Annotated in this window: 23 protein-coding genes; 12 read left to right on the top strand and 11 right to left on the bottom strand. The window is 72.6% G+C overall.

The window, feature by feature from the left end:
* Positions 1-53 precede the first annotated feature (53 nt).
* The gene (locus tag AZE13_RS04060; RefSeq protein WP_066926803.1) at positions 54-1,061 is read right to left on the bottom strand and encodes a GDP-mannose 4,6-dehydratase; all 1,008 of its coding nucleotides are present in this window, start codon (positions 1,059-1,061) and stop codon (positions 54-56) included.
* Positions 1,058-2,224, bottom strand: a complete 1,167-nt coding sequence (locus AZE13_RS04055; RefSeq protein WP_066926801.1) for a UDP-N-acetylglucosamine--N-acetylmuramyl-(pentapeptide) pyrophosphoryl-undecaprenol N-acetylglucosamine transferase — start codon at positions 2,222-2,224, stop codon at positions 1,058-1,060. Before AZE13_RS04055 ends, AZE13_RS04060 begins: the two co-directional genes overlap by 4 nt.
* Positions 2,225-2,286: 62 nt before the next feature.
* On the opposite strand from AZE13_RS04055, the gene AZE13_RS04050 reads away from it, so the two are divergent.
* A complete protein-coding gene (locus AZE13_RS04050; RefSeq protein WP_079123657.1) occupies positions 2,287-3,027 on the top strand; it encodes a response regulator transcription factor in 741 nt (246 codons plus the stop codon).
* The gene (locus tag AZE13_RS04045) at positions 3,024-4,487 is read left to right on the top strand and encodes a sensor histidine kinase (RefSeq protein WP_066926799.1); all 1,464 of its coding nucleotides are present in this window, start codon (positions 3,024-3,026) and stop codon (positions 4,485-4,487) included. Before AZE13_RS04050 ends, AZE13_RS04045 begins: the two co-directional genes overlap by 4 nt.
* Positions 4,488-4,538: 51 nt before the next feature.
* On the opposite strand, the gene AZE13_RS04040 is transcribed toward AZE13_RS04045, so the two are convergent.
* The 5 genes from AZE13_RS04040 to AZE13_RS04020 form a co-directional block, all read right to left on the bottom strand.
* Positions 4,539-6,239 carry a methylmalonyl-CoA mutase gene (locus AZE13_RS04040; protein ID WP_066926797.1) on the bottom strand — a complete coding sequence of 567 codons (1,701 nt, stop codon included), beginning with the start codon at positions 6,237-6,239 and terminating at the stop codon, positions 4,539-4,541.
* 102 nt (positions 6,240-6,341) lie between these two features.
* The gene (locus AZE13_RS04035) at positions 6,342-6,674 is read right to left on the bottom strand and encodes a DUF3817 domain-containing protein (protein ID WP_066926795.1); all 333 of its coding nucleotides are present in this window, start codon (positions 6,672-6,674) and stop codon (positions 6,342-6,344) included.
* Between the two features lie 49 nt (positions 6,675-6,723).
* Entirely contained in the window at positions 6,724-7,236 is a 513-nt protein-coding gene (locus tag AZE13_RS04030; RefSeq protein ID WP_066926793.1) for a MarR family winged helix-turn-helix transcriptional regulator, read from the bottom strand.
* A gap of 43 nt (positions 7,237-7,279) precedes the next feature.
* Positions 7,280-8,581: an MFS transporter gene (locus AZE13_RS04025; RefSeq protein WP_079123656.1), complete on the bottom strand. Its 1,302-nt coding sequence runs from the start codon at positions 8,579-8,581 to the stop codon at positions 7,280-7,282.
* Positions 8,582-8,747: 166 nt separating this feature from the next.
* Complete coding sequence (locus AZE13_RS04020) at positions 8,748-9,098, bottom strand: DUF3817 domain-containing protein (protein ID WP_066926791.1); 351 nt, start codon at positions 9,096-9,098, stop codon at positions 8,748-8,750.
* Between the two features lie 275 nt (positions 9,099-9,373).
* Here AZE13_RS04020 and AZE13_RS04015 point away from each other — a divergent pair, with 275 nt between their 5' ends.
* From AZE13_RS04015 to AZE13_RS04000, 4 genes are all read left to right on the top strand, one after another.
* The gene (locus AZE13_RS04015) at positions 9,374-10,012 is read left to right on the top strand and encodes an AIM24 family protein (RefSeq protein ID WP_079123655.1); all 639 of its coding nucleotides are present in this window, start codon (positions 9,374-9,376) and stop codon (positions 10,010-10,012) included.
* Positions 10,012-10,662: an AIM24 family protein gene (locus tag AZE13_RS04010; protein WP_066926787.1), complete on the top strand. Its 651-nt coding sequence runs from the start codon at positions 10,012-10,014 to the stop codon at positions 10,660-10,662. Before AZE13_RS04015 ends, AZE13_RS04010 begins: the two co-directional genes overlap by 1 nt.
* A gap of 14 nt (positions 10,663-10,676) precedes the next feature.
* Positions 10,677-11,450 (top strand): AIM24 family protein, encoded by a 774-nt coding sequence (locus tag AZE13_RS04005; RefSeq protein WP_066927251.1) that lies wholly within the window; start codon positions 10,677-10,679, stop codon positions 11,448-11,450.
* A gap of 161 nt (positions 11,451-11,611) precedes the next feature.
* Positions 11,612-12,088 carry a MarR family winged helix-turn-helix transcriptional regulator gene (locus AZE13_RS04000; RefSeq protein WP_066926785.1) on the top strand — a complete coding sequence of 159 codons (477 nt, stop codon included), beginning with the start codon at positions 11,612-11,614 and terminating at the stop codon, positions 12,086-12,088.
* A gap of 29 nt (positions 12,089-12,117) precedes the next feature.
* Here the strand turns inward: AZE13_RS04000 and AZE13_RS03995 are convergent, their stop codons facing one another.
* Positions 12,118-13,545 carry a sensor histidine kinase gene (locus tag AZE13_RS03995; RefSeq protein ID WP_066926783.1) on the bottom strand — a complete coding sequence of 476 codons (1,428 nt, stop codon included), beginning with the start codon at positions 13,543-13,545 and terminating at the stop codon, positions 12,118-12,120.
* Between the two features lie 13 nt (positions 13,546-13,558).
* A complete protein-coding gene (locus AZE13_RS03990; RefSeq protein WP_066926781.1) occupies positions 13,559-14,221 on the bottom strand; it encodes a response regulator transcription factor in 663 nt (220 codons plus the stop codon).
* Positions 14,222-14,411: 190 nt separating this feature from the next.
* Here AZE13_RS03990 and AZE13_RS03985 point away from each other — a divergent pair, with 190 nt between their 5' ends.
* The gene (locus AZE13_RS03985) at positions 14,412-15,062 is read left to right on the top strand and encodes a PepSY domain-containing protein (protein WP_066927249.1); all 651 of its coding nucleotides are present in this window, start codon (positions 14,412-14,414) and stop codon (positions 15,060-15,062) included.
* A gap of 205 nt (positions 15,063-15,267) precedes the next feature.
* Here AZE13_RS03985 and meaB read toward each other — a convergent pair whose 3' ends face one another.
* Both meaB and AZE13_RS03975 read right to left on the bottom strand, forming a co-directional pair.
* Entirely contained in the window at positions 15,268-16,239 is a 972-nt protein-coding gene (meaB, locus tag AZE13_RS03980) for a methylmalonyl Co-A mutase-associated GTPase MeaB (protein WP_066926779.1), read from the bottom strand.
* A 52-nt stretch (positions 16,240-16,291) separates the two neighbouring features.
* Positions 16,292-17,521, bottom strand: coding sequence for an acetyl-CoA C-acetyltransferase (locus tag AZE13_RS03975; protein ID WP_066926777.1), 1,230 nt, complete (start codon positions 17,519-17,521; stop codon positions 16,292-16,294).
* 138 nt (positions 17,522-17,659) lie between these two features.
* Between AZE13_RS03975 and mce the strand changes: the two genes are divergently transcribed.
* The 5 genes from mce (at position 17,660) to AZE13_RS03950 (ending at position 25,435) form a co-directional block, all read left to right on the top strand.
* On the top strand, positions 17,660-18,100 hold the full coding sequence (gene mce, locus AZE13_RS03970) for a methylmalonyl-CoA epimerase (protein ID WP_066926775.1): 441 nt from the start codon (positions 17,660-17,662) through the stop codon (positions 18,098-18,100).
* 211 nt (positions 18,101-18,311) lie between these two features.
* A complete protein-coding gene (gene scy, locus AZE13_RS03965; RefSeq protein WP_066926773.1) occupies positions 18,312-22,454 on the top strand; it encodes a polarized growth protein Scy in 4,143 nt (1,380 codons plus the stop codon).
* A gap of 113 nt (positions 22,455-22,567) precedes the next feature.
* Complete coding sequence (locus AZE13_RS03960) at positions 22,568-23,506, top strand: cellulose-binding protein (protein WP_066926771.1); 939 nt, start codon at positions 22,568-22,570, stop codon at positions 23,504-23,506.
* A gap of 190 nt (positions 23,507-23,696) precedes the next feature.
* Complete coding sequence (locus AZE13_RS03955) at positions 23,697-24,659, top strand: ABC transporter ATP-binding protein (protein WP_066927247.1); 963 nt, start codon at positions 23,697-23,699, stop codon at positions 24,657-24,659.
* Positions 24,660-24,661: 2 nt separating this feature from the next.
* Positions 24,662-25,435 carry an ABC transporter permease gene (locus AZE13_RS03950; protein WP_066926769.1) on the top strand — a complete coding sequence of 258 codons (774 nt, stop codon included), beginning with the start codon at positions 24,662-24,664 and terminating at the stop codon, positions 25,433-25,435.
* Positions 25,436-25,550 lie beyond the last annotated feature (115 nt).

The following is a 25,550-nucleotide window of genomic DNA, read 5'->3' as shown; positions in this document are numbered from 1 at the left end:
CGAAGCGGAGGTACGGCGCCGCAGACGACAACGTGGGAAGCAAGCCAGCGCAGCTACACCGCGTAGCGACTCGGCGCGAAGAGGTGGAGGTTCTCCTCGACCCACTCAGAAGTCCGCTTCAGGCCGTCCGACAGCGAGACCTCGGGCCGCCATGCGGCCCATTCGCGGGCGCGGGAGTTGTCCGAGAGGAGCCGTTCGACCTCGCTGCCCGAGGGGCGCAGTCGCGCCGGGTCGACGACGACCTCCGCGTCGCGGCCGGAGGCGGCGATCAGTGCCTCGGCGAGGGCCCCGATCGTGATCTCGCGGCCGGTGCCGAGGTTGACGACCTGCCCCAGCGCCCGGTCGCAGTCGGCCATCGCCAGGAATCCGGCGGCGGTGTCGGTGACGTAGGTGAAGTCCCGGGTCGGGGTGAGCGAGCCCAGTTTGATCTGGCGGGCGCCGGAGTGGAGTTGGGCCAGGATGGTGGGGATCACGGCGCGCGCGGACTGCCGGGGGCCGTAGGTGTTGAACGGCCGGACGACCGTGACCGGCAGCTCGAACGCGTGCCAGTGGGACAGCGCCATCATGTCCGCGCCGATCTTCGAGGCGGAGTACGGCGACTGCGGCTGGAGCGGGTGGTCCTCGGAGATCGGCGCGGTGCGGGCGGTCCCGTAGACCTCGCTGGTGGAGGTGTGCACCAGCCGCCGTACGGCATGGCGGCGGCAGGCCTCCGCGATGTTCTCCGTGCCCACCACGTTCGTCTGCACGTACGCGCCGGGCGAGTCGTAGCTGTACGGGATGCCGATCAGCGCGGCCAGGTGGAAGACCGTGTCGCAGCCCGCGACCGCGTCCGCCACCCGCCCGGCGTCCCGGACGTCCCCCGCGATCATCTCCACCGGGCCGCCCGGCCGCAGGTAGCGCGCCAGGTTGCCCTTCTCGGCGTACGGCTTGTAGTGGACGAAGGCGCGGACCTCGGCACCGGCCTCGACCAGCAGGTCGACCAGGGTCGAGCCGATGAACCCCTCGGCTCCGGTGACCAGGACCCGGCGGCCCGTCCACTGCTGGGTGGTGCTGCTGCTCATGCTGACTCCTTGAGGTAGGTGTTCTGGTGGGGGGCGTAGGGGTGGCCGGCCAGCTTCAGCGTCTTGGCGGCCAGCAGGTCGGCGGCCCGGGCATGGGTGCCGGGGTCGGCGGCGGTGCCCATCGCGGTGAGCCGGCCGGGGTCCGCCAGCAGCGGCGCGACCAGCGCGTCCAGGCGCTCCGCCGAGGTCTCCGCGTCGGGCAGCAGCTCCGCCGCGCCGGCGTCGGAGAGCACCCGCGCGTTGTGGGTCTGGTGGTCGCCGGGCGCGTGCGGATACGGCACCAGGACGGCGGGCATCCCGATCGTGGCGAGCTCGGCGACGGTCGCCGAACCGGCCCGGCACACCACGAGATCGGCGGCGGCGTACGCCAGATCCATCCGGTCGAGATAGGGCACGGCCTCGGCCACGGCCGCCCCGCCGTTGGCCGCGAGCAGCGCCCGGGTCTCCTCCAGGGCCGCCGGGCCGGTCTTGATCAGGAGGCGTAGATCCGTCCGGGAGCGGTAGCGGGCGGCGAGGCCCACCGCGGCCTCGGTCAGCCGGGCCGCGCCCAGGCTGCCGCCGTTGACGAGCAGCAGCCGCGCGCCGTCCGGGACGCCCAGCGCCCTGCGGGCGGCGGGCCGCAGCGCCGTACGGTCCAGCTCTGCCAGCGGCCCGACCAGCGGCATCCCCACCGTCTCGGCCCGCTCGCCGCCGGCCAGGTGCGGCCGGCTGCGGTCGAAGGCGAGGGCGAGGTGCGGGGTGAGCCGGGCCGCGAAGCGGTTGGCGCGGCCCGGCACCGCATTGGATTCGTGGATCAGGCTCGGCAGGCCCGCGAGCCGCGCCCCGACGATCACCGGGGCGCTGGGGTAGCCGCCCATCCCGACCGCGACCTGGGCCCGCTGTTCGCGGAGGATGGCCCGGCACTGGGCGCCGGACTTCAGCAGCGCGGCCGGCAGCAGGTACCGCCGGGCGCCGAGGGACGGATCGAAGGGGATCATGTCGACGGTGTGCAGCCGGTATCCGGCCTGCGGGATCAGCCGCGTCTCCAGACCGCGCTCGGTCCCGACGAAGGAGATCACCGCGTCGGGCACGGCCCGGCGGAGCGCGTCGGCGAGGGCGAGTCCTGGGTAGATGTGGCCGCCGGTGCCGCCCGCACCGATCACGACGGAGAGTGGTGTGCGCATGGCCGCCACGCTCGCGAGGCGCCCTAAGAACGTTCTAAGAGAGGGTTTGGCAGCCTGTAGCCATGCCGCCGTTCTCCATGCCGTCGTTCTCCGTTCCGCCCGAGCCCGCGGACAGTCCCAGGATCCTCGTCGTCGACGACGAACCGGAGGTCCGCGCCGCCGTGACGGACGGCCTCGCCGTGGAGGGGTACACCGTACGCGGTGCGGCCGACGGCCTGGCCGCCCTGTCGGAGGTCGCCGCCTGGCAGCCGGACGCCATCGTGCTGGACGTGATGATGCCGGTGCTGGACGGCCTCGCCGTCTGCCGCCGGCTGCGCGCCCTCGACGACCGCACCCCCATCCTCGTCCTGACCGCGCTGGACTCGGTCAGCGAACGGGTCGACGGCCTCGACGCCGGCGCCGACGACTACCTGGTCAAGCCGTTCGCCCTGGACGAGCTGGTGGCCCGGGTCCGGGCACTGCTGCGCCGGGCCGCGGCCGGCGCCGTCGAGGACACCCGGCTCTCCTTCGGCGACCTGGTCGTCGATCCGGTGACCCGCAGCGGCCACCGGGCGGGCCGCGCGGTGGAGTTCAGCCGTACCGAATGGGCGCTGCTGGAGCTGCTGTTGCTGCACCCGGGCCAGGTGCTGCCGCGCGAGATGATCCTGGAGCGGGTGTGGGGCCGCGACTTCGGTCCGGACTCCAACTCCCTGGCCGTCTACATTGGTTACCTGCGCCGCAAACTGGAGGCGGGCGGCGAGCCCCGCCTCGTCCACACTGTGCACGGCATCGGCTACCGCCTGGACCACGCGGAGGAGCGGTGACCGGCACCCGCGGCCTGGGCGCGCGCTGGCGGCGGCGCCGTCCGCTGCGCACCCGCCTGGCGCTGGCCGCGTCCGCCGCGGTGGCCGTGGTGGCCGTCGGCGTCTGCGCCGCCGCGTTCGTCGTCATCCGCTACCAGATGACCCGTCAGCTGGAGCTCAACCTGGCCCAGACGGCGACCCAGCTCTTCCAGCGGACCCGGGACTGGGGCCCGACCCCGGGCGACGCGACCTGCCAGTACCCGGCCGCGGCCTGCGTACAGATCGTCTCCGCCGACCCGGCGAAGGACCCGCGCGGCGGCTACCAGGCCCTGCCCGTCACCGGCGCCACCCGCCAGGTCGCCGCCGGCCACCGTGCGGCGTACTACAGCGAGCTCACGGTCGCCGGACAGCCCGTCCGGATGTACACCGTCCACCACCCCGGCCGGGCCCAGGCCCTCCAGGTGGCGCTCCGCTCGGACACCGTCGAGCGCGGCGTGCGGCAGGCCGCCTGGGCGCTGTCCGGGGTCGGCGCCGCCGGGATCCTGCTGGCCGGCGCCCTCGGCTACGGCGTCTCCCGTACGGGCCTGGCCCCGATCGCCCGGCTGACCGCCACCGCGGAACGGGTCGCCGCCAGCCCCGACGCCCGTCACCGCATCGCCCTGCCCGCCGGGCCGGCGTCCCGCGAGGACGAACTCACCCGCCTCGCCGCCACCTTCAACACCATGCTCGGCGCCCTGGAACAGTCCGTCACCGCCCAGCGCCGGCTGGTCGCCGACGCCTCCCACGAACTGCGCACCCCCCTGACCGCGCTCCGCACCAACGCCGAACTCCTGGCCCGCGCCGGCCGGCTGACCGACGCCCAGCGCGACCGCGCCGCCACGGCCCTGGGCCGCCAGCTGCGCGAGGTCACCACCCTCGTCAACGACCTCATCGAACTCGCCCGCGACGAGGAACCCCGGCCCCTGGTCGAGCAGGTGCGCCCGGCGGCCCTCCTGGAGCACACGGTGGGCGCCGCCCGCGAGCACTGGCCGGAGATCGCCTTCACCCTCGCCGTCGACCCGGCCGCCGCCGGGCTCACCGTCCCCGGCGTCCCGGCCCGGCTCACCCGGCTGCTGTCCAACCTCCTCGACAACGCCGCCAAGTTCTCCCCGCCCGGCGGCCCCGTGGACACCGAACTCACCCTCGTACCGGGCCCCGCGTCGAGTCGGGTACGAGGGGAACTGGACCTGACCGTCCGCGACCACGGCCCCGGAATCGCCCCCGAGGACCTCCCGCATGTCTTCGACCGCTTCTACCGCGCCCAGTCCGCCCGCGCCCTCCCCGGCTCCGGCCTGGGCCTGGCCATGGCCCGCCAGATCGCCCGCGCCCACGGCGCCGAACTCACCGCGGAGCAGGCACCGGGCGGCGGCGCGCTCTTCCGGCTGCGGATGCCGCTCGCGCCGGGGACGACGGCGACGGGGGGCGGCTGGGCGGGAGATTGACGACAGGGCCCAGGAGCCTGTCCGACGGGTCAGGCCCAGGGGGCTGTCGCCTCAGAACCCGGCCGGCTCGGTGTAGACCCCCCACTCGTCCCGCAGCACCCCGCAGATCTCGCCGAGCGTCGCCTCGGCCCGTACCGCGTCCAGCATCGGCTCGATCATGTTGCCGCCGTTGCGGGCCGCGGCGAGCAGGCCGTCCAGGGCGGTGCGCACCCGGACGTCGTCACGGGCCGCCTTACGGGCCGCGAGGACGCGTACCTGCTCCCGTTCGACCTCGTGGCTGACCCGGAGGATCTCCAGGTCGCCGCTGACCGAGCCCTCGTGGCAGTTGACGCCGACGACCCTCTTGTCGCCCTTCTCCAGGGCCTGCTGGTAGCGGAAGGCGGACTCGGCGATCTCGCCGGTGAACCAGCCGTCCTCGATGCCCCGCAGGATGCCGGAGGTCACCGGGCCGATCGGGTGCCGGCCGTCGGGGTGCGCCCGCAGGCCCCGCTCCTTTATCCGCTCGAAGATCTTCTCGGCGTCCGCCTCTATCCGGTCCGTCAGCTGCTCCACGTACCAGGAACCGCCCAGCGGATCCGCGACGTTGGCGACGCCGGTCTCCTCCATCAGCACCTGCTGGGTGCGCAGCGCGATCTCCGCGGCCTGCTCGCTGGGGAGCGCGAGGGTCTCGTCCAGGGCGTTGGTGTGCAGGGAGTTGGTGCCGGCCAGCACGGCCGCCAGCGCCTCGACCGCGGTGCGTACGACGTTGTTGTACGGCTGCTGGGCGGTCAGCGAGACACCGGCGGTCTGGGTGTGGAAGCGCAGCCACTGCGCCTTCTCGCTCGTCGCGCCGTACACGTCGCGCATCCAGCGGGCCCAGATCCGGCGCGCCGCACGGAACTTGGCGATCTCCTCGAAGAAGTCGACATGGGCGTCGAAGAAGAACGACAGGCCGGGCGCGAAGGCGTTGACGTCCAGGCCGCGGCTGAGCCCCAGTTCCACGTAGCCGAAGCCGTCCGCCAGGGTGTAGGCGAGCTCCTGCGCGGCGGTGGCCCCCGCCTCGCGGATGTGGTAGCCGGAGACCGACAGCGGCTTGTACGCGGGGATGCCGTGCGCGCAGTGCTCCATCAGGTCGCCGATGAGGCGCAGATGCGGCTCGGGCTGGAAGAGCCACTCCTTCTGGGCGATGTACTCCTTGAAGATGTCCGTCTGGAGCGTGCCGTTGAGGACGGACGGGTCGACGCCCTGGCGCTCGGCGGCGACGAGGTACATGCAGAAGACCGGGACGGCGGGCCCGGAGATCGTCATGGAGGTCGTGACGTCGCCCAGCGGGATGTCCTTGAACAGCACCTCCATGTCGGCCGCCGAGTCGATGGCGACACCGCAGTGCCCGACCTCGCCGAGCGAGCGGGGGTCGTCGGAGTCACGGCCCATGAGGGTCGGCATGTCGAAGGCGACGGAGAGGCCGCCTCCGCCCGCCTTGAGGATCATCTTGTAGCGCTCGTTGGTCTGCTCGGCGTTGCCGAAGCCGGCGAACTGGCGGATCGTCCAGGTGCGCCCCCGGTAGCCGGTCGCGTACAGGCCCCGGGTGTACGGGAACTCGCCCGGCCAGCCGATCCGCTCGAAGCCCTCGTACGTGTCCCCGGGCCGGGGTCCGTACACCGGGTCGACGGGATCGCCGGAGAGCGTGCTGAAGTCCGCGTCCCGCGTCGGGGCCGCGTCGTACCGGGCCTGCCAGCGACGGCGGCCTTCCTCGATCGCGTCAGCGTCCATACCTTCGAATTTACTAGGACGTCCTAGTAAATGTCGATGGGAGAGGGTGGACCGACTTCAATCATCACGCTGGGTAGCGAGAAAGGGTCCGTCGGGCCGCCGTCAGGCCTTGACCGGCTCCGGAGCGTTACCGGCGATCAGGGGCTCGGTCTCCCGCACGACCTTGCGCTCGACGAAGAAGGCCGCCGTGGGGATCGTCCCCGAAACCAGCACCCACAGGAGCTTGCCGAACTTCCACTTGGCCTTGGAGCCCAGGTCGAAGGCGAAGACCAGGTAGATGATGTAGAGCACGCCGTGGATCTGCGAGACGACGAGGGTGAGGTCCTTGCCCGTGCCGAAGCCGTACTTGGCCACCATGCAGGCGCACAGGACGAGCAACATGACGGCGGTCACATAGGCCATGACCCGGTAGCGGGTCAGCACGCTTCGTTTCATGGATATGAGCGTAACCGCCCGAAAAACCCCCGCGGACGCGGGGATCGCCTCAGGCCTCGTCCTCGAAGTCTCGCGCAGCGATGCGCAGCGGCCGCAGCATCGCGAAGATCTCCGCGCACTCCTCGTCGTCGTACGCGCCCAGTCCGAAGTCCATCGCCATCAGGTCCCGGGTGGCGGCGTCGCATACCTCGCGTCCCTTGTCCGTGATGGAGGCGAGCGTGCCCCGGCCGTCGTTCGGGTTGGGGCGCTTGGCGACGAGGCCGGACTTCACCAGCCGGTCGACGGTGTTCGTCACCGACGTGGGGTGCACCATCAGCCGCTCGCCGATCTTCGACATCGGCAGCTCCCCCGCCTTGGAGAAGGTCAGCAGCACCAGCGCCTCGTAGCGCGCGAAGGTCAGCCCGTACGGCTTGACCACCGCGTCCACTTCGGACAGCAGGATCTGATGGGCGCGCATGATCGAGGTGATCGCGGCCATCGAGGGCACGGCACCCCACCGCTGCCGCCAGAGTTCGTCGGCGCGGGCGATGGGATCGAATGCAAGGCTGAGCGGCTTCGACACGCCTCCGACCCTACCGGGCGGTCATATCGTGGTCAGCCACGTCTCAGCTTTCGGTCGGCAGCAGGCCGCCGTGCGTCCCCCGGCCGGCCTCGCCGTGGCGGCCGTCGGCCGTGTCGTCGCCGCGCCGGGTACGCCGCACCTCGGCGATCACCGCCAGGACGCACACCGCCCCCACCACCCCGGCCGCCGGCATCACCACCCGCAGCGGCGCGTACTCCGCGGCGACACCGGCCGCGCCCATCGCCAGGCCCATGACCGTCATCCGGCCCGCCTGCGTCAGCGTCATCGCCTGGCCCAGCAGCTGCCCGGGGACCGCGGCGACGAACCACCGGTCGACACCGAAGTTGTACGAGATGCCGGTACCGGTCAGCACCAGCAGCAGCACCGCCCAGCCGAGCGAGGGCCCGGCGGCGAACCCGAGGGACGGCAGGACGGCGAAGACACCCATGGGGAAGGTGAGCCTGCTGCGGGCCTCCGGGCCGAGGAAGGAACCGACCAGGCTCTCCGCCACCACCGCGCCGACGGGCATGCTGCACATCAGCAGCCCCGCACCGGCCGGGCCCACCCCCAGCCGGTCGGCGTAGGGGATCAGCAGCGCCTCCGGGACGACGACGAACGTCGGCGGCAGCCAGGTCAGCAGGAGCAGCGCCCGCACCCGGCGGTCGGCCAGCAGCCGGCGGGCGCCGCCCAGCGAGGCCCCCAGCAGCGCCCCGCGCGTGTCGTCGCGCGCGCCGTCACGGGCCGGACGGGCGCGGGTCCCCAGCCGCAGCAGCAGCCCGGAGGCGGTGAAGGTGGCGGCGGTGACCGCGAGCACCGCTTCGGGGGAGGCCACCACCAGCAGCAGGCCGCCGGCCCCGAATCCGGCCAGCTGCGCGCTCTGGTTGACGATCCGGATCACCGAGCGCCCCAGGACGAACGGTTCCCCCTCGCCCAGGATGTCCTCCAGCGTCGCGGCCCGGGTACCGGCGAAGACCGGTGCGACGGCGGCGGTCACACAGCGCAGGGCGAGCAGCACGGCGACCGGCGTTCCGGGCACGACCATGCCCGCGGCGGCCAGCGCGCACAGCGCGTCGCAGCCGACCAGCACCCGGCGGGCCGGGTAGCGGTCGGCGACCGCGGACAGCAGTGTCCCGCCGACGACGTACGGCAGCAGGCCCAGCGCGAACGTCAGGGCGCTCAGCAGCGGCGATTCGGTCAGCCGGAAGACCAGGACGCTCAGCGCGATCTCGCAGACGACCACGCCGAGGGAGGAGAGCAGATGCGCGGCGAAGACGTACCGGAACTCGGTGACGGCGAAGACGGCGCGGTAGCCGGTGGCGCGACCCGGCCCGGTGGACGAGGACATGACGGCAGCCTGCCAGGCGCCGCCCCCGTCGTCCGGCCTTCAGCCTTCGGCGGAACTCCCCGCGGCCCCTTCGGGGTTGCGGGGGCGGCGCCTTCGCGGTGACGAGGCGGCGCCTCCGGGGTTGCGGGGGCGCCGCCTTGCGCTTACGGAACGGGCGACGGTCCGGTCACGCGTTCACGGTGCCTTCCCGGCGGGCACGGGCGGCGATCACGCCGGCCTCCTCTTCCCGCTTCAGGACCCGGTCCCCGTAGAGGCCGCCGAACGGCAGGATCGCCAGCACGAAGAAGAAGGCGACGCGCTTGAAGGGCCACTTGGTGCGGTTCCACACGTCCAGCAGCAGCACGGCGTAGGTGATGAAGAGCAGGCCGTGGAGCATGCCGAGGGGCATCACCAGGGTGTCGTAGTCGAAGGCCAGGCGGAAGCCGGTGCCGAAGATCAGCAGGGCCGGGAAGGAGAGCGCCTCCGGGATGGATGCCAGGCGCAGGCGGTGCAGGGCGGCGGCGGTCTTGATGTCCACGAGAACCTCGTTCGGGTGGCGGGGGGAGCATGCTGCGCTTGTGCATGAGTTCACAAGCGCAGCCCTATTGTCGCAGCCGTCCCGGCGATCAACGCGCCGGGGGGAGGTGAGCGCGGTCACCCGGGGGCTCGCCGTGCCGCGCCGTGCCTCCGGGAGTCAGGGGAGGCACCGGAGACGCCTCCAGAAGCCACCGGAAACACCTCGGGGAGATTCCAGGGTTGCGTCAGGGGTCGGGAATCTCCCCCGCACGCCCCGCGCCGACTACCGTCTGACCCGTGGCTCAGTTTCGGCTCCAGGGGAGCAAAGTGCTCGCCGTCGACATGACGGGCGACGCGGTGAAGGCGAAGAACGGCTCGATGGTCGCGTACGACGGCCAGATGTCGTTCAAGAAGATGACCGGGGGCGGTGAGGGTCTGCGTGGCATGGTGACCCGGCGGCTGACCGGGGAACAGATGGCCGTGATGGAGGTGAAGGGGCACGGCACCTGCTACTTCGCCGACCGCGCCAGCGAGATCAACCTCGTGCGGCTGCACGGCGAGAAACTCTATGTGGAGGCCGGCAATCTGCTGTGCACGGACGCGGCGCTGCGGACGGGCACGACGTTCACCGGGCTGCGCGGCGCCTCGCAGGGCAACGGGCTGTTCACGACGACGGTCGAGGGCAGCGGACAGGCGGCGATCATCTCCCACGGTCCGGCGGTGGCGCTGCGGGTCACCAAACAGAGCCCGCTCCAGGTCGACCCGGGCGCGTATGTGGCGCATACGGGCGACCTCCGGCAGCAGTTCCAGTCCGGGGTGAACTTCCGCACGTTCATGGGGGAGGGCTCCGGCGAGGCCTTCCAGATCCGCTTCGAGGGCGAGGGCCTGGTGTACGTCCAGCCGAGCGAGCGCGAGACGGTCGGGGGTGACGTCTGATGCCGTTCACGGCGGTCAACGCGTACATGGTGGAGGCCAGGATCGGACCGGGCCAGCGGATGTTCAGCCAGCGCGGGGCGATGCTCGCCTACCGCGGCGAGGTGCGGTTCACCCCGAACATCCAGGGCGGCCAGGGCGGGCTCGGCTCGATGATCGGCCGCCGGATCGCCGGCGAGGCCGCGCCGCTCATGACCGTCGACGGCAGCGGCACCGTGATGTTCGGCCACGGCGGCCATCACGTCCACGTCGTCGACCTGACGGGCGAGACGCTGTACGTCGAGGCCGACCGGCTGCTGGCCTTCGACGGCTCGCTGCAGCAGGGCACGATGTTCATGGGGGCGCAGGGCGGGGTGATGGGGATGGTGCGCGGCCAGGTCACCGGCCAGGGCCTGTTCACCACGACCCTCACGGGTGCCGGCTCGGCGGCGGTGATGGCGCACGGCGGCGTCATCGAGCTGCCGATCACGCCCCAGCGCCCGGTGCATGTCGACCCGCAGGCCTATGTGGCGCACCGCGGCGAGGTCCGCAACAAACTGTCCACCGCGCTCGGCTGGCGCGAGATGGTCGGCCGGGGCTCCGGCGAGGCCTTCCAGCTGGAGCTGTCGGGCCAGGGCACCGTCTACGTCCAGGCGTCGGAGGAGAAGCTGTGATCGGAGAAGAAGCGGTGACCGGTCCGGTCGTCCACGACGTCTTTTCGCTCCCGGCCGACGACAACGTCAATGCGTACACCTTCAGCATCGAGCTGAACGGCCAGTGGTTCCTGCAGAAGGGGAAGATGATCGCCTATTACGGGCAGATCGACTTCCAGGGCATCGGGCACGGCCGGCTGGAGGGGCTGATCGCCGGAAGTTTTCATTCGCCACTGCACGCCGCGGACTGGGTGGTCGCCGAGGGCCGGGGAAAGATGCTGCTCGCGGACCGTGCCTTCGATGTGAATTCGTACGATCTCGAGGATGGCAACCTCACGATTCGCTCGGGCAACTTGCTCGCGTTTCAGCCATCTCTGTCGCTGAAGCAGTCGATCATTCCGGGGTTCCTCACCCTCATCGGGACGGGCAAGTTCGTGGCCGCCTCCAACGGACCGGTGGTCTTCATGGAGCCACCGCTCCGGGTGGACCCCCAGGCGCTGGTCGGCTGGGCGGACTGCCCCTCCCCGTGCCACCACTACGACCACCAGTACCTGCGGGGATTCCTGGGCGGGCTGCGGGCGCACACCGGTATCGGCGGGGCGTCCGGCGAGGAGCACCAGTTCGAGTTCGTGGGCGCCGGCACGGTCCTGCTGCAGTCGACGGAGCAGCTGATGCCGGAGCTGGAGACCGGTGCGGTACCGGCCGAGGAGGGCGTTCCGGGCGGTGGCGGACACGTTTCGCCCAGTGGCTCACAACTGCCCCAGTTGCCCGGCAACCTCGGGAGCCTCCAGCGCCGCTTCGGGCTGTGAGCGGTAGTCTGCGGACGGTGACCTCGAACGTCTGACCAACCACCGCCGGTCCCGGCCGGCCGGGGTCACCGTCCTCGCCGCCCGAACAACCCACACCAGTCCCGAACAACCCATACAGCCCAGTTAATTCGCTATTCAACATTTGCGGGTAGAATTCCTCCATGACGACCGACAGCGACACCCCCTGGCTGACCGACCAGGAGCAGCGTGCCTGGCGCACTCATCTGGACGTCAGCCGACTGCTGATGCACCAACTCGAGCGCGATCTCCAGCCGTTCGGCCTGACCAACAACGACTACGAGATCCTGGTCAACCTCTCCGAGGCCGAGGACCACCGGCTCCGGATGAGCGACCTGGCAGCCAACACCCTGCAGTCCAAAAGCCGTCTCTCCCACCAGATCACCCGCATGGAGAACGCCGGCCTGGTGCGCCGGGAGAGCTGTGAGTCGGACCGCCGAGGCCTCTACGCCGTCCTGACCGACGAGGGCTGGGACACCATGCGCCGGGTCGCCCCGCACCATGTCGCCTCGGTCCGCAGGCACTTCATCGACCTCTTCGCCCCCGAGGACCTCGAAGCGCTCCGCACCTCGCTCACCCCCGTGGCCGAGCACCTCCGCGCACACCGCAACGGCCTCTGACCCCGGCCGGCGGCACCCGCCGGCCCGGCTCAGCCGGCCGGCGGCAGCCGCAGCTCGAACACCGCACCCGCCCGCGCCGGCCCCTCCGGCACGGTCAGCGAACCACCGTGCCGCACCGCGACATCCCGGGCGATGGCCAGCCCCAGCCCGGCCCCGCCGTCGTCCCGCGCCCGGGCGTCGTCAAGCCGTACGAACCGCTCGAAGATCCGCTCCCGCTCCCCCTCCGGCACCCCGGGCCCGTCGTCCTCGACCCGTAGCACCGCCCACTCCCCCGCCCGCTCCACGGTCACGCGTACGGACGAGACGGCATGCCGCTGCGCGTTGTCCAGCAGGTTGCCCAGCACCCGCGCCAACTGGCTCCGGGACCCCCGCACCTCCAGGCTCGCCGGCTCGGCCACCCGTACCGGGATCCGGTCGCCGACCCGCTGCGAGACCTCCTCGCGCACCATCGCCGCCAGGTCGACCCGGGCGTCCGCCGGCCGCTCCCCCGCGTCCAGCCGAGCCAGCAGCAGCAGGTCCGCCGCCAGCCGCTGGAGCCGTACGGTGTCCGCCACCGCCCCCGGCACGTCCAGCAACTCCGGGTGCGCCACACCCACTTCCAGCTGGGTGCGCAGGCTCGCGATCGGGCTGCGCAGCTCGTGCGAGGCGTCCGCGACGAACCGCCGCTGCCGCTCCACGCTCGTCTCCAGCGCGGCCAGCGTCTCATTGGTGGTACGCGCCAGCCGGGCGATCTCGTCCCGCGCCCGCGGCTCCGGCACCCGGCGCGACAGGTCCGTACTGGCCGTGATCGCCGCCATCTCCGCCCGGATGCCCTCCACCGGCCGCAGCGCCCGCCGGGTCACCAGCCAGGTCACCCCGGCCACCACCACGAGCAGCAGCGGCAGCCCGATCAGCATCGCGTCGCGGACCGACCCGACGGCCGCGCGCTCCGGCGCCAGCGGCGAACCCGCCCGCACCGTGAACTTCTCCCCCTGGCCGTCCTTCGCCTCGACCAGCGCGAACCGGTAGTCGCCGACCTTGCCGTCGACGTCCGCGGTCCCGTCCTGGTGCCGCACCTCGTCGTCGACCTCACCGGGCAGCGGCTCGCCGCTCTCCTCCGCGTCATCGTCGTCGTCACCCGTCGGCGTCGGCGCGCCGCCCCCCGGCGCCGGCTTCGCCTGCCGCACCGGCTTCCCGTCGACGGCCCGTACGTCCTCGCTCACCGCCAGCACCCGGCCGTGCTCACCGGTGACCACCACCGGATGGTCGTCGCCGTCCGGCAGGTCCAGCCGGCCGTACGCCGTTCCGGTGGCGATTTGAGTGGCGACCTCACGGGCCGCGACCTCCGCCTGGAGCCCGGCCTGGCCCTGCAGGTTGCCGCGCAGCACCAGCAGCACCGCGGTGCCCGCGGCGATCAGCGCCAGCGCCACCACCACCGTGGCACCGGCCGCCGCCCTGGCCCGTACCGAACCCGGCATTCCGCGGCGTGCCCTAGCCACCGGCCACCAGCCGGTATCCCGCGCCGCGCACCGTGACGATGTGGCCCGCGCCGAGCTTGCGCCGCAGCGCGCTCACATAGACCTCGATGATGTTGACGTCGCCCTCGTAGGCGAAGTCCCAGACGTGCTCCAGGATCTCCGCCTTGGAGACCACCTCGCCCGGCCGCACCGCCAGCTGCTCCAGCACGGCGAACTCCTTGGCGGTCAGCGGCACTTCGGCGCCGTCCTTCTCGACCCGCCGGGCCCCCTGGTCGACGGCGAGCGCGCCCACCCGCAGCACCGGCTGTGCGCTCCGTCCGCGCCGCCGCAGCAGCGCCTTCACCCGCGCCACCAGCACGACGTACGAGAACGGCTTGGTCAGGTAGTCGTCGGCGCCGGTGTCCAGCCCCTCGGCCTCGTCGTACTCGCCGTCCTTGGCGGTCAGCATCAGCACCGGTACGTCGCTGCCGGCCGCCCGCAGCGCTCCGCAGACGTGGTAGCCGTTCATGCCCGGCAGCATGATGTCCAGCACGATCAGGTCGTACGTACCCTCGGTCGCCCGGTGCAGCCCGTCCAGGCCGTCGTGCACCACATCGACCGCGTACCCCTCGGCCGTCAGGCCCTTCGCCAGCGACAGGGCCAGTCGCTTCTCGTCCTCCACGATCAACAGGCGCATGACGACAGGGTGCCACCGCGAACCTGAAGCTCTCTTCAGCCGGCTTCAGGTTCCCTTCAGCTTCGCCCGGCCACTGTGTCGGTACAGCGTAAGAAACCGCGCTGTCACCGCAGACCACGGACCACGGAAGACCACGGACCGCAGACCAATGATCACCGATCAAAGGTCACAGATCACAGGGGAGATCACCATGAAGCGCCACATCGTCATCGCCACCGCCGCCGCTGCCGCGCTGATCGTCGGCGGTACGGTCACCGCCGTCGCGGTCAGCGGCGACAGCGGCGCGGGGGCCGGCACGCAGACCACGGCGCAGGGCGTGACCGCCCGGGGCGCGTACGACCAGGAGGACGTCCGCGAGGCCGCCGCCGCGAAGGTGACCGCCCCCGAGGCCGCGGCCGCCGCCCTGAACGCCGTACCCGGCACGGTGGCCGGGCTCGACCTCGACCAGGACCGGCCGGGACTCGTCTGGGACGCCGACGTCCTCGGCCGGGACGGCCGCTGGCACGAGATCACCCTCGACGCCCGCACCGCGCGCGTCCTGAACCAGCGCCTCGACCACGGGGACGACGACGATCACGCCCGCGCCGCGGCGGCCCTCCAGGGCGCGCGGACCGACGCCTCGGCCGCGGCCCGCACGGCCGCCCGGGCGCACGGCACGGTGACCTCCATCGAGCTGGACGGGGACCACCGCACGAAGGCCGTCTGGGAGGTCGAGACCGTCACCCAGGACGGCCGGGAGCACAAGCTGCTGGTCGACCCCCAGTCCGGCAAGCTGACCGCGGCCCCGGCGCACCGCGCCGACAGCGCGGACGACGACGACAACGACGGCGCGGACGACTGACGGGAACCCCTAGGGGGCGTTCGAACAGATCCCCTAAGGGACGCGAGCGCCCCTTGCAGGCCACAACGGGGTGGGGTGGGGCGGGTATTCCGGCGGGACGGGCCAGGCGCCACGATGCCGCAGGCCGACCCACGACGCCGCAGGCCGGCCCACCGAGACCGCAGGCGGGCCCACCGAGACCGCAGGCTGATCCAAAAGAAGCGCCCTAGCCCCCGTTGCCGTTCGTCAGGCCGTCGACGAGTTCGTCGGCCGCCCGGTACGGGTCCGTCTCGCCGGCGACGATGCGTTCGGCCAGTGCGGCCAGGCTCAGGCGGCGGTCGCCGCCCAGGTCGCCGATGCGTTCGCGCAGCGCGGTGACCGCGATCGTCTCGACCTCGTGGGCCGCCCGGGCGAGGCGGCGCTCGGCGAGCACGCCGCGCTCCTCCATCCAGGCCCGGTGCTTCTCCAGGGCCTCGACGACCTCGTCGACGCCCTCGCCGCGCGCCGCGACGGTCTTGACGATCGGCGGGCGCCAGTCCCCCGGGGCCCGCGCCTCGCCCAGGCCGAGCATGTGGTTCAGCTCCCGGGCGGTGGCGTCGGCGCCGTCCCGGTCGGCCTTGTTGACGACGTAGACGTCGCCGATCTCCAGGATTCCGGCCTTGGCGGCCTGGATGCCGTCGCCCATTCCGGGGGCGAGCAGCACCACGCTGGTGTCGGCCTGCGAGGCGATCTCCACCTCGGACTGGCCGACACCGACCGTCTCGACGAGGATCACCTCGCAGCCGGCCCCGTCCAGGACCCGGATCGCCTGCGGTGCCGCCCAGGCCAGGCCGCCCAGGTGGCCCCGGGTGGCCATGGAGCGGATGTAGACGCCGGGGTCGGAGGCGTGCTCCGACATGCGGACGCGGTCGCCGAGCAGGGCGCCGCCGGAGAACGGCGAGGACGGGTCGACGGCGAGGACGCCGACCCGTTTGCCGGTCCTGCGGTACGCGGTCACCAGGGCGGAGGTGGTGGTGGACTTCCCGACGCCGGGCGATCCGGTCAGGCCGACCACGTAGGCGTTGCCGGTGAGCGGGGCCAGCGCCGCCATCACCTCGCGCAGCTCCGGCGCCGCTCCCTCCACGAGGGAGATCAGCCGCGCCACCGCCCTCGGCCGGCCCTCCCGGGCCTGCTCCACCAGCTGGGGGACGTCCACCATCGCCGCCGTCTCCTTCGGTTCGCTCCGCCGCGTCCGGCCCGGCCGGACCCGCTTACTTGCCCGGTACGCGAATGATCAGCGCGTCGCCCTGGCCGCCGCCACCGCAGAGCGCGGCGGCCCCCACTCCGCCGCCGCGCCGGCGCAGCTCCAGGGCGAGGTGCAGCACGATGCGGGCGCCGGACATCCCGATCGGGTGGCCCAGCGCGATCGCGCCACCGTTGACATTCACCTTTTCCGGGGATACCCCGAGATCCTTCATTGACTGCACGGCGACCGCCGCGAACGCCTCGTTGATCTCGATCAGGTCAAGATCACCGACGGTCAGGCCCTCCTTGCCCAGGGCGTGGTTGATGGCGTTGGACGGCTGGGACTGGAGCGAGTTGTCGGGGCCCGCGACGTTGCCGTGCGCGCCGATCTCGGCGATCCACTCCAGGCCCAGCTCCTCGGCCTTCGCCTTGCTCATCACGACGACGGCGGCCGCACCGTCGGAGATCTGCGAGGACGTACCGGCGGTGATCGTGCCGGTCTTGGCGAACGCCGGGCGCAGCTTGGCCAGCGACTCGACCGTGGTTTCCGGGCGGATGCCTTCGTCCTTGCTGACGACGACCGGCTCGCCCTTGCGCTGCGGGCCCCTCTGACTGGGATAGACGGCCACGGGCGTGATCTCGGCCTCGAAGATGCCGTTCTTCTGGGCGGCCGCGGCGCGCTGGTGCGATCCGGCGGCCACCGCGTCCTGCTCCTCGCGGCCGATGCCGAGGCGGGAGTTGTGCTTCTCGGTGGACTCGCCCATGGCGATGCCCTCGAAGGAGTCGGTGAGGCCGTCGTGGGCCATCGCGTCGAGCATCTCGACGGCGCCGTACTTGTAGCCCTCCCGCGACTTGGGGAGCAGGTGCGGGGCGTTGCTCATGGACTCCTGGCCGCCGGCGACGACGATGTCGAACTCGCCGGCCCGGATGAGCTGGTCGGCCAGCGCGATGGCGTCCAGGCCGGAGAGGCAGACCTTGTTGACGGTGAGCGCGGGGACGCTCATGGGGATGCCGGCCTTGACCGCGGCCTGGCGTGCCGGGATCTGCCCCGCCCCGGCCTGGAGTACCTGGCCCATGATCACGTACTGCACCTGGTCGCCGCCGATGCCCGCCCGGTCCAGCGCCGCCTTGATGGCGAAGCTTCCCAGGTCGGCGCCGGAGAAGGTCCGCAGGGATCCCAGGAGCCGCCCCATCGGGGTGCGGGCACCCGCCACGATCACTGAGGTCGTGCCGTTCGTGCCGTTGGTTGCAGACATGCGATGCGGCCTTCCTTTGCCGGGAAGTTAACGAGGGTTCCCGTCAATGTACTGAGCGGTACGCGCTTCGGTCACCGGCCTTTCGGTGTGATCGCGCGCACGTTGCGTAACCAGCCATGCGGGCGGTGCACTGGAGCCATGCTGACGCGCATCGACCACATCGGGATCGCCTGTTTCGACCTCGACAGGACTGTCGAGTTCTACCGTGCCACGTACGGCTTCGAGGTGTTCCACACCGAGGTCAACGAGGAGCAGGGCGTCCGGGAAGCCATGCTCAGGATCAACGGGACCTCGGACGGCGGCGCCTCGTACCTCCAGCTCCTGGAGCCCGTCCGGGAGGACTCCACGGTGGCCAAGTGGCTGGCCAGGCACGGTGAGGGCGTGCACCACATCGCCTTCGGCACGGCCGACGTCGACGCGGACGCGGCGGCCATCCGCGGCAAGGGCGTCCGGGTCCTCTACGACGAGCCCAGGAGGGGTTCGATGGATTCGCGGATCACCTTCCTGCACCCCAAGGACTGCCACGGCGTGCTCACCGAACTCGTCACCGCCGCGTCGCCCGGCGCGACGGAGCACTGACCTTCACCCTTCCCCGGCCGGTAGAGTGCAGCCTCGGCCGGGGTACGGGAATGGGGCTCGGTCCAGGACTCCGCCGATGATCTGACACCATTTCTTCGGAAGGGTCGGCTCCAACAGGGCATGAGACCGGTACGACACGACGTGTACGGGACGAACGCCGCAGCACCGGAGCCGACCGCCACCATGACCAGGGGACGGATGGGACCGCGCAGTGCGGGGCAACGAACGCCAGGAGCGTAAGTGGGCTGAGGCCGACCACCTCTCGCAGTTCGAAGCCGAGATGGAGCGGCTGAAGACCGAGCGGGACAAGGCCGTCCAGCACGCCGACGACCTCGGCTACCAGGTCGAGGTGCTGCGCGCCAAGCTGCACGAGGCGCGCCGCAACCTCGCGTCCCGCCCTGCCTACGACAACCTCAGCCACCAGGCCGAACAGCTGCTGCGCAATGCGCAGATCCAGGCCGACCAGCTGCGCTCGGACGCCGAGCGGGAGCTGCGGGAGGCGCGGGCGCAGACCCAGCGGCTGCTGCAGGAGCAGGCGGAGCGGCAGTCCCGGCTGGAGGCCGAGCTGCACGCCGAGGCGGTCGCCCGCCGCCAGCGCCTCGACGAGGAGCTGAACGAGCGTCGGCAGACCGTCGAATCGCACGTCAACGAGAACGTCGCCTGGGCCGAACAGCTGCGCGCCCGTACGGAGTCGCAGGCCCGTCGGCTGATGGAGGAGTCCCGGGCGGAGGCCGAGCAGGCGCTGGCGTCCGCGCGGGCCGAGGCCCAGCGGCTGGCCGAGCGGGCCCGTGAGCGGCTCGGCGCGGAGGCCGAAGAGGCCCGCGCCGAAGCCGAATCCATCCTGCGCCGGGCACGTACGGACGCCGAGCGGCTGCTGACCGCCGCGTCCGACCAGGCCCAGGAGGCCACCGACCAGGCCGAACAGCTGCGCACCGCCACCGGCGCCGAGTCCGAGGAGGCGCGCCGGCAGGCCGCGGAGCTGACCCGTACCGCCGAGGCCCGGGTCCAGGAGGCGGACGCGGCGCTGCGCGAGGCGCGCGCCGAGGCGGAGAAGCTGGTCGAGGAGGCGCAGCAGAACGCCACCAAGCGGCTGACCGCCGCCGAGTCGGAGAACGAGCAGCGCACGCGCACCGCCAAGGCGGAGGTCGCCCGGCTGGTCGCCGAGGCCACCAAGGAGGCCGAGGCGCTCCGGGCGGAGGCCGAGCAGCTGCGGGACGACGCCCGCCAGGAGACCGAGCGGCTGGTCGCCGAGGCCCAGGAGGGCGCGCGGGCGAAGGCCGCGGAGGACTCGGCGGCGCAGCTGGCGAAGGCGGCCCGGACCGCCGAGGAGGTGCTGACGAAGGCGTCCAAGGACGCCGAGGCCACCACCAAGGCGGCCGCGGAGGAGGCCGAACGGCTGCGCCGGGAGGCCGAGGCCGAGGCGGACCGGCTGCGCGAAGAGGCGCATGACACCGCGGCCCAGCTCAAGGGCGCGGCGAAGGACGACACCAAGGAGTACCGCGCCAAGACCGTCGAACTCCAGGAGGAGGCACGGCGGCTGCGCGGCGAGGCCGAACAGCTGCGGGCGGAGGCGGTCGCCGAGGGCGAGCGGATCCGCGCCGAGGCCCGCCGGGAGGCGGTGCAGCAGATCGAGGAGGCGGCCGGAACCGCCGAGGAGCTGCTGGCCAAGGCCAAGTCCGATGCCGAGGAGACCCGTTCGGGCGCGGTCTCGGAGAGCGAGCGGGTCCGCACCGAGGCCATCGAGCGGGCCACCGCGCTGCGCCGGCAGGCCGAGGAGGCGCTGGAGCGGGCCCGTCAGGAGTCCGAACAGCTGCTGACCGAGGGCGCCGAGGCCGCCGAACTGGTCGGTGCCGAGGCCGAGAAGGCCGCCGCGCGGCTGCGCACGGAGGCCGAGGAGGCCATGGCCGAGCGCCGGGCCGAGGCGGCGGCGGAGCTGGACCGGCTGCGCGGCGAGGCGGAGAGCAAGGTCGCCACGGCCGAGGAGGCGCTGCGCGACGCCCGCGCGGAGGCGGAGCGGCTGCGCCGGGAGACCCAGGAGGAGGCGGCCCGGCTCAAGGCGGAGGCCGCCGAGCGGCGCCGGGCGCTCCAGCAGGAGGCCGAGGAGGCGGCCGAGCGGCTCCGTACGGAGGCCGCGGAGGACGCCTCGGCGGCGCGCTCGGAGGCCGAGTCGGTCGCCGGGCGGCTGCGCGAGGAGGCGGCGGCCGAGGCGGAGCGGCTGAAGGAGGAGGCGCAGGAGACCGCCGACCGGGTGCGCGCGGAGGCGGCGGCCGCCGCGGAGCGCACGGGTGCGGAAGCGGCGGAGGCGCTGGCCGAGGCCCAGGAGGAGGCCGCGCGGCGGCGCCGGGAGGCCGAGCAGCTGCTGGGCGAGGCCCGCGAGGAGGCCCACCAGGAGCGCACCGCGGCGCGTGAGCAGAGCGAGGAGCTGCTGGCGTCGGCCCGTAAGCGGGTGAGCGAGGCGCAGGAGGAGGCCGAGCGGCTGGTCGAGGAGGCGGACCGGCGCGCGGCCGAGCTGGTGTCGGCGGCCGAGCAGACCGCGCAGCAGGTGCGGGACTCGGTCGCGGGGCTGCGCGAGCAGGCCGACGAGGAGATCGCCGGGCTGCGGTCGGCGGCCGAGCACGCCGCGGAGCGGACGAAGTCGGAGGCCCAGGACGAGGCGGACCGGGTCCGCAAGGACGCCTACGAGGAGCGGGAGCGCGCCTCGGAGGACGCGGCCCGCATCCGGCGCGAGGCGCAGGAGTCGTCGGACGCCGCGAAGTCCCTTGCCGAGCGGACGGTTTCGGAGGCCATCGAGGAGGCCGAGCGGCTGCGTACGGAGGCGGCCGGGGTGCTCGACGAGGCGCGCCGGGACGCCGACACGGCGCGGGCGGAGGCCGACGGGCAGGCCGAGCAGCGGGTGTCGGAGGCGACCGCGCGGGCCGAGAAGCTGGTCGCGGACGCCACGGCGAAGGCGCAGCAGCTGCGTACCGACGCCTCGGACGCGCTGGCGTCGGCCGAGCAGGACGCGGCACGGGCCCGGGCCGAGGCGCGCAACGACGCGAACCGGATGCGTGCGGAGGCCGCCGAGCAGGTCGACGAGCTGGTCTCGGAGGCCCGCGCGGAGGCCGAACGGATCGTCAACGAGGCCACCGAGCTGACGTCTTCGGCGCAGGACGACGCGGACCGTACGGTCGCGGAGGGCCGGGAGGCCGCCGAGCGGCTGCGCGCGGAGGGCGAGGAGCAGGCCCGGGCGCTGGTGGCGGAGGCCACCGACACGGCCGAGCGGCTGCGGGCCGAGGCGGACGAGGTGCTGGAGAGCGCCCGCCAGGACGCCGAGCGGACCGGCGACGAGGCGCGCGAGGCCGCCAACAAGACGCGTGCGGACGCCGCGCAGCAGGCCGACGAGCTGGTCTCGGAGGCCACGGCCGAGGCGGACCGGCTGCGCGCCGAGGCCGCCGAGACGGTCACCTCCGCGCAGGAGCACGCCACCCGCACCCGCGCCGAGTCCGCGAAGGTCGAGGAGGCCGCCGAGGAGGCCGCGGAGCGGACCCGTACCGAGGCCCAGCAGGAGGCCGACCGGCTGCTGGACGAGGCCCGCAAGGACGCCGCCAAGCGCCGCGGGGACGCCGCGGAGCAGGCCGACCAGCTCATCGCCAAGGCCCAGGAGGAGGCGCTCAAGGCGGCCACCAGCGCCGAGGAGCAGGCCGACACGATGGTGGGGGCGGCCCGCAAGGAGGCCGAGCGGATCGTCGCGGAGGCCACCGCCGAGGGCAACGCGCACGTCGAGAAGGCCCGTACGGACGCCAACTCGCTGCTGGAGGAGGCCCGTGGGGACGCCACGGCCATCCGGGAGCGCACCGAGGAGCTGCGCCGGCGGACCGAGTCCGAGGTCGAGGAGCTGCACGAGCGGGCCCGCCGGGAGTCGGCGGAGGCGATGAAGAACGCCGGCGAGCGGGTCGACAAGCTCGTCGCACAGGCCACCGCCCAGCAGGTCGAGGCCGAGGAGAAGGCCGACCGGATGGTGGCGGACGCCAACAGCGAGGCGAGCAAGGTCCGGATCGCGGCGGTCAAGAAGGCCGAGGGCCTGATCAAGGAGGCCGAGAACAAGAAGGCCGAGGCGGTGCGGGACGCGGAGCGGATGCGCGGCGAGGCCGAGGCGGAGGCCGCCCGGATCGTGGACGAGGGCAAGCGGGAGCTGGAGGTCCTGGTGCGCCGGCGCGAGGACATCAACGCCGAGATCTCCCGCGTGCAGGACGTTCTGGAGGCCCTGGAGTCGTTCGAAGGGCCCGGCGGGGGCGCGGAAGGCAAGACCAACGGGGTGAAAGCGGGCGCGGGCGCCGGTGCAACTCGTTCGAGTGGCAAGTCCTCTGAGGGGTAGCCACTCGAACGAGGGGTCATTCTCCAGATCAAACCTGGAATGGCTCGATGACACGCCGTTGTGGCCCCTAGGATTCTCCTTATCACCTCACCGGTCTCTTCGACAGGAACCCCATGAGCGACACTTCCTCCCCCTTCGGCTTCGAGCTCGTGCGGCGTGGGTACGACCGCGGTCAGGTGGATGACCGCATCACGAAGCTCGTCGCCGACCGCGACAGCGCGCTGGCCCGCATCACTTCGCTGGAAAAGCGGATCGAGGAACTGCACCTCGAAACGCAGAACGCCCAGGCGCAGGTCAATGACGCCGAACCGTCCTACGCGGGCCTGGGTGCGCGCGTCGAGAAGATCCTCCGTCTCGCCGAGGAGGAGGCCAAGGACCTGCGCGAGGAGGCCCGCCGGGCCGCCGAACAGCACCGCGAGCTGGCCGAGTCGGCCGCCCAGCAGGTCCGTAACGACGCCGAGCAGTTCGCCGCCGAGCGGAAGGCGAAGGCGGAGGACGAGGGCGCCCGGATCGTCGAGAAGGCCAAGGGCGAGGCGTCCTCGCTGCGGGCCGAGGCCCAGAAGGACGCGCAGTCCAAGCGCGAGGAGGCGGACTCCCTCTTCGAGGAGACCCGGGCGAAGGCCGCCCAGGCCGCCGCCGACTTCGAGACCAACCTCGCCAAGCGCCGCGAGCAGTCCGAGCGTGACCTCGCCTCGCGCCAGGCCAAGGCCGAGAAGCGGCTCGCGGAGATCGAGCACCGCGCCGAGCAGCTCCGCCTGGAGGCCGAGAAGCTGCGTACGGACGCCGAGCGCCGGGCCCGCCAGACGGTGGAGACCGCGCAGCGCCAGGCGGAGGACATCGTGGCGGACGCCAACGCCAAGGCGGATCGTATCCGCAGCGAATCCGAGCGCGAGCTGGCGGCCCTGACCAACCGTCGCGACTCCATCAACGCCCAGCTGACCAACGTCCGCGAGATGCTGGCCACGCTGACCGGTGCGGCGGTGGCCGCGGCCGGCGCCCCCGGCGACGAGGAGACCATCACCCGCGGCGTCCCGGCCCAGCAGACCCGCTGAAGGTCTCGCCCCCCGCGGCCACACCTTCTGCACGGCACGCCCCCGTAGCACCCGTCCACGGTGCAACGGGGGCGCTGTCGTGTCGGCGGTGCGGTCCCGGGAGCATGACGGGCCCGTCCGGGCATGACGGGTCAGTCGGGCAGCCCCGCCCCGGTGGCACGGCCCCGGGGCCCCGTCTAGCGTGCTGCCCATGATCGAGCTCGACGGGCTGACCAAGCACTATGGCGCCACGGTGGCCGTCGACCACCTCAGCTTCACGGTGCGGCCCGGCATCGTCACCGGCTTCCTCGGCCCCAACGGCGCGGGCAAGTCCACGACGATGCGCATGATGCTCGGCCTCGACAACCCGACCTCCGGAACGGTCCTGATCGACGGCGAGCACTACCGCCGGCTCCAGGACCCGCTCACCGACGTCGGCGCACTGCTGGAGGCGAAGGCGGCACACGGCGGACGACGCGCCGACCACCACCTCCTCTGCCTGGCCCAGAGCAACGGGATCCCGCGCAGCCGGGTCGCCGAGGTCCTCGACACCGTCGGACTCACCTCGGTCGCCGGGAAGCGCACCAAGGGCTTCTCCCTCGGCATGAGCCAGCGGCTCGGCATCGCCGCCGCCCTCCTCGGCGACCCCCGGATCCTCCTCTTCGACGAGCCGGTCAACGGCCTCGACCCCGAAGGCATCCACTGGATCCGCAACCTGATGAAGAACCTCGCCGCCCAGGGACGTACGGTCTTCGTCTCCTCCCACCTGATGAGCGAGATGGCACTGACCGCCGACCACCTGGTGGTGATCGGCCAGGGCCGGCTGCTGGCGGACACCTCCATGAAGGACTTCATCCGCCAGAACTCGCGCTCGTACGTCCGGATGCGCTCACCGGACCGGGAGAAGCTGCTGGACCTCCTGATCCACGAGGGCATCCACGCAGTGGCCGCCGACGACGGCACGCTGGAGGTCGACGGGGTGCCCGCGGAACGCCTGGGCGACCTGGCCGCCGACCGCCAGCTGGTCCTGCACGAGCTGAGCCCCCGGCAGGCGTCCCTGGAGGAGGCGTTCATGCGGCTGACGGCGGGCGCCGTGGAGTACCACGCCCACGACGGCGAACCGGCGGCGGAGCGCGCCGGCTGGGGCACGGACTGGCAGCGCGAGAGGAGCTGACGGTGGCGGCGGTCGGGCAGGTCATCCGGTCGGAGTGGACCAAGATCAGGTCGGTGCGGTCGACGGTGTGGACCCTGGGCCTCGCCGTCCTGGTCACCGTCGGGCTGGGCGTGCTGATCTGCACCCTCATCAGCCGTGACATCGAGGTGCGGCCGGACCGGGACCGGCCGCCCTTCGACGCCACCAACCTCAGCTTCGCCGGGATGGGCCTGGGCCAGCTCGCCATGATCGTCTTCGGGGTGCTGGTGGTCTCCAACGAGTACAGCACCGGCATGATCCGCGCCTCGCTCGCCGCCGTCCCGCAGCGCGGCACCTTCCTCTTCTGCAAGCTGACGGTGGCCACCGCCCTGGTCTTCGCCGTCGGCCTGGTGACCAGCTTCGCGACGTTCTTCGCCGGCCAGGCGGCCCTCGGCGACCTCCGCGCCCACCTCGGCGAACCGGGCGTCCTGCGGGCCGTGATCGGCGGCGCCCTCTACATGACCCTGATCGCGCTGTTCTCGATGGCGGTCGCCACGATGCTGCGCAGCCCGATGCTCTCGCTGGGCATCCTCATGCCCTTCTTCTTCCTGATCTCCAACGTCCTCAGCAACGTCTCCGCCACCCGCAGAATCGGCCACTACCTCCCGGACCAGGCGGGCCAGAAGATCACCCAGGTCATCCCCCGAACCACCGACGACGTGCCGTACGGCCCGTGGGGCGGACTGGGGATCCTGATCGGGTGGACGGTGGTGGCGCTGGCGGGGGGTTATCTGACGCTACGCCGCAAAGACGCCTAGCCGTTGCACTTGGCCGGCTTCCCACGTTGTCGTCTGCGGCGCCGTACCTCCGTTTCGCCGTTGCGCCTGCGGCGGGCGTGGGTTGGTCGGGTGCGGGTCCGCTCCTCCGGACTGG

This window comes from Streptomyces sp. NBRC 110611, assembly GCF_001590865.1.
Classification (GTDB): Bacteria; Actinomycetota; Actinomycetes; order Streptomycetales; family Streptomycetaceae; genus Streptomyces.
The sequence above is the reverse complement of the archived record's forward strand: the minus strand, read 5'-3'. Positions and strand labels throughout refer to the sequence as shown.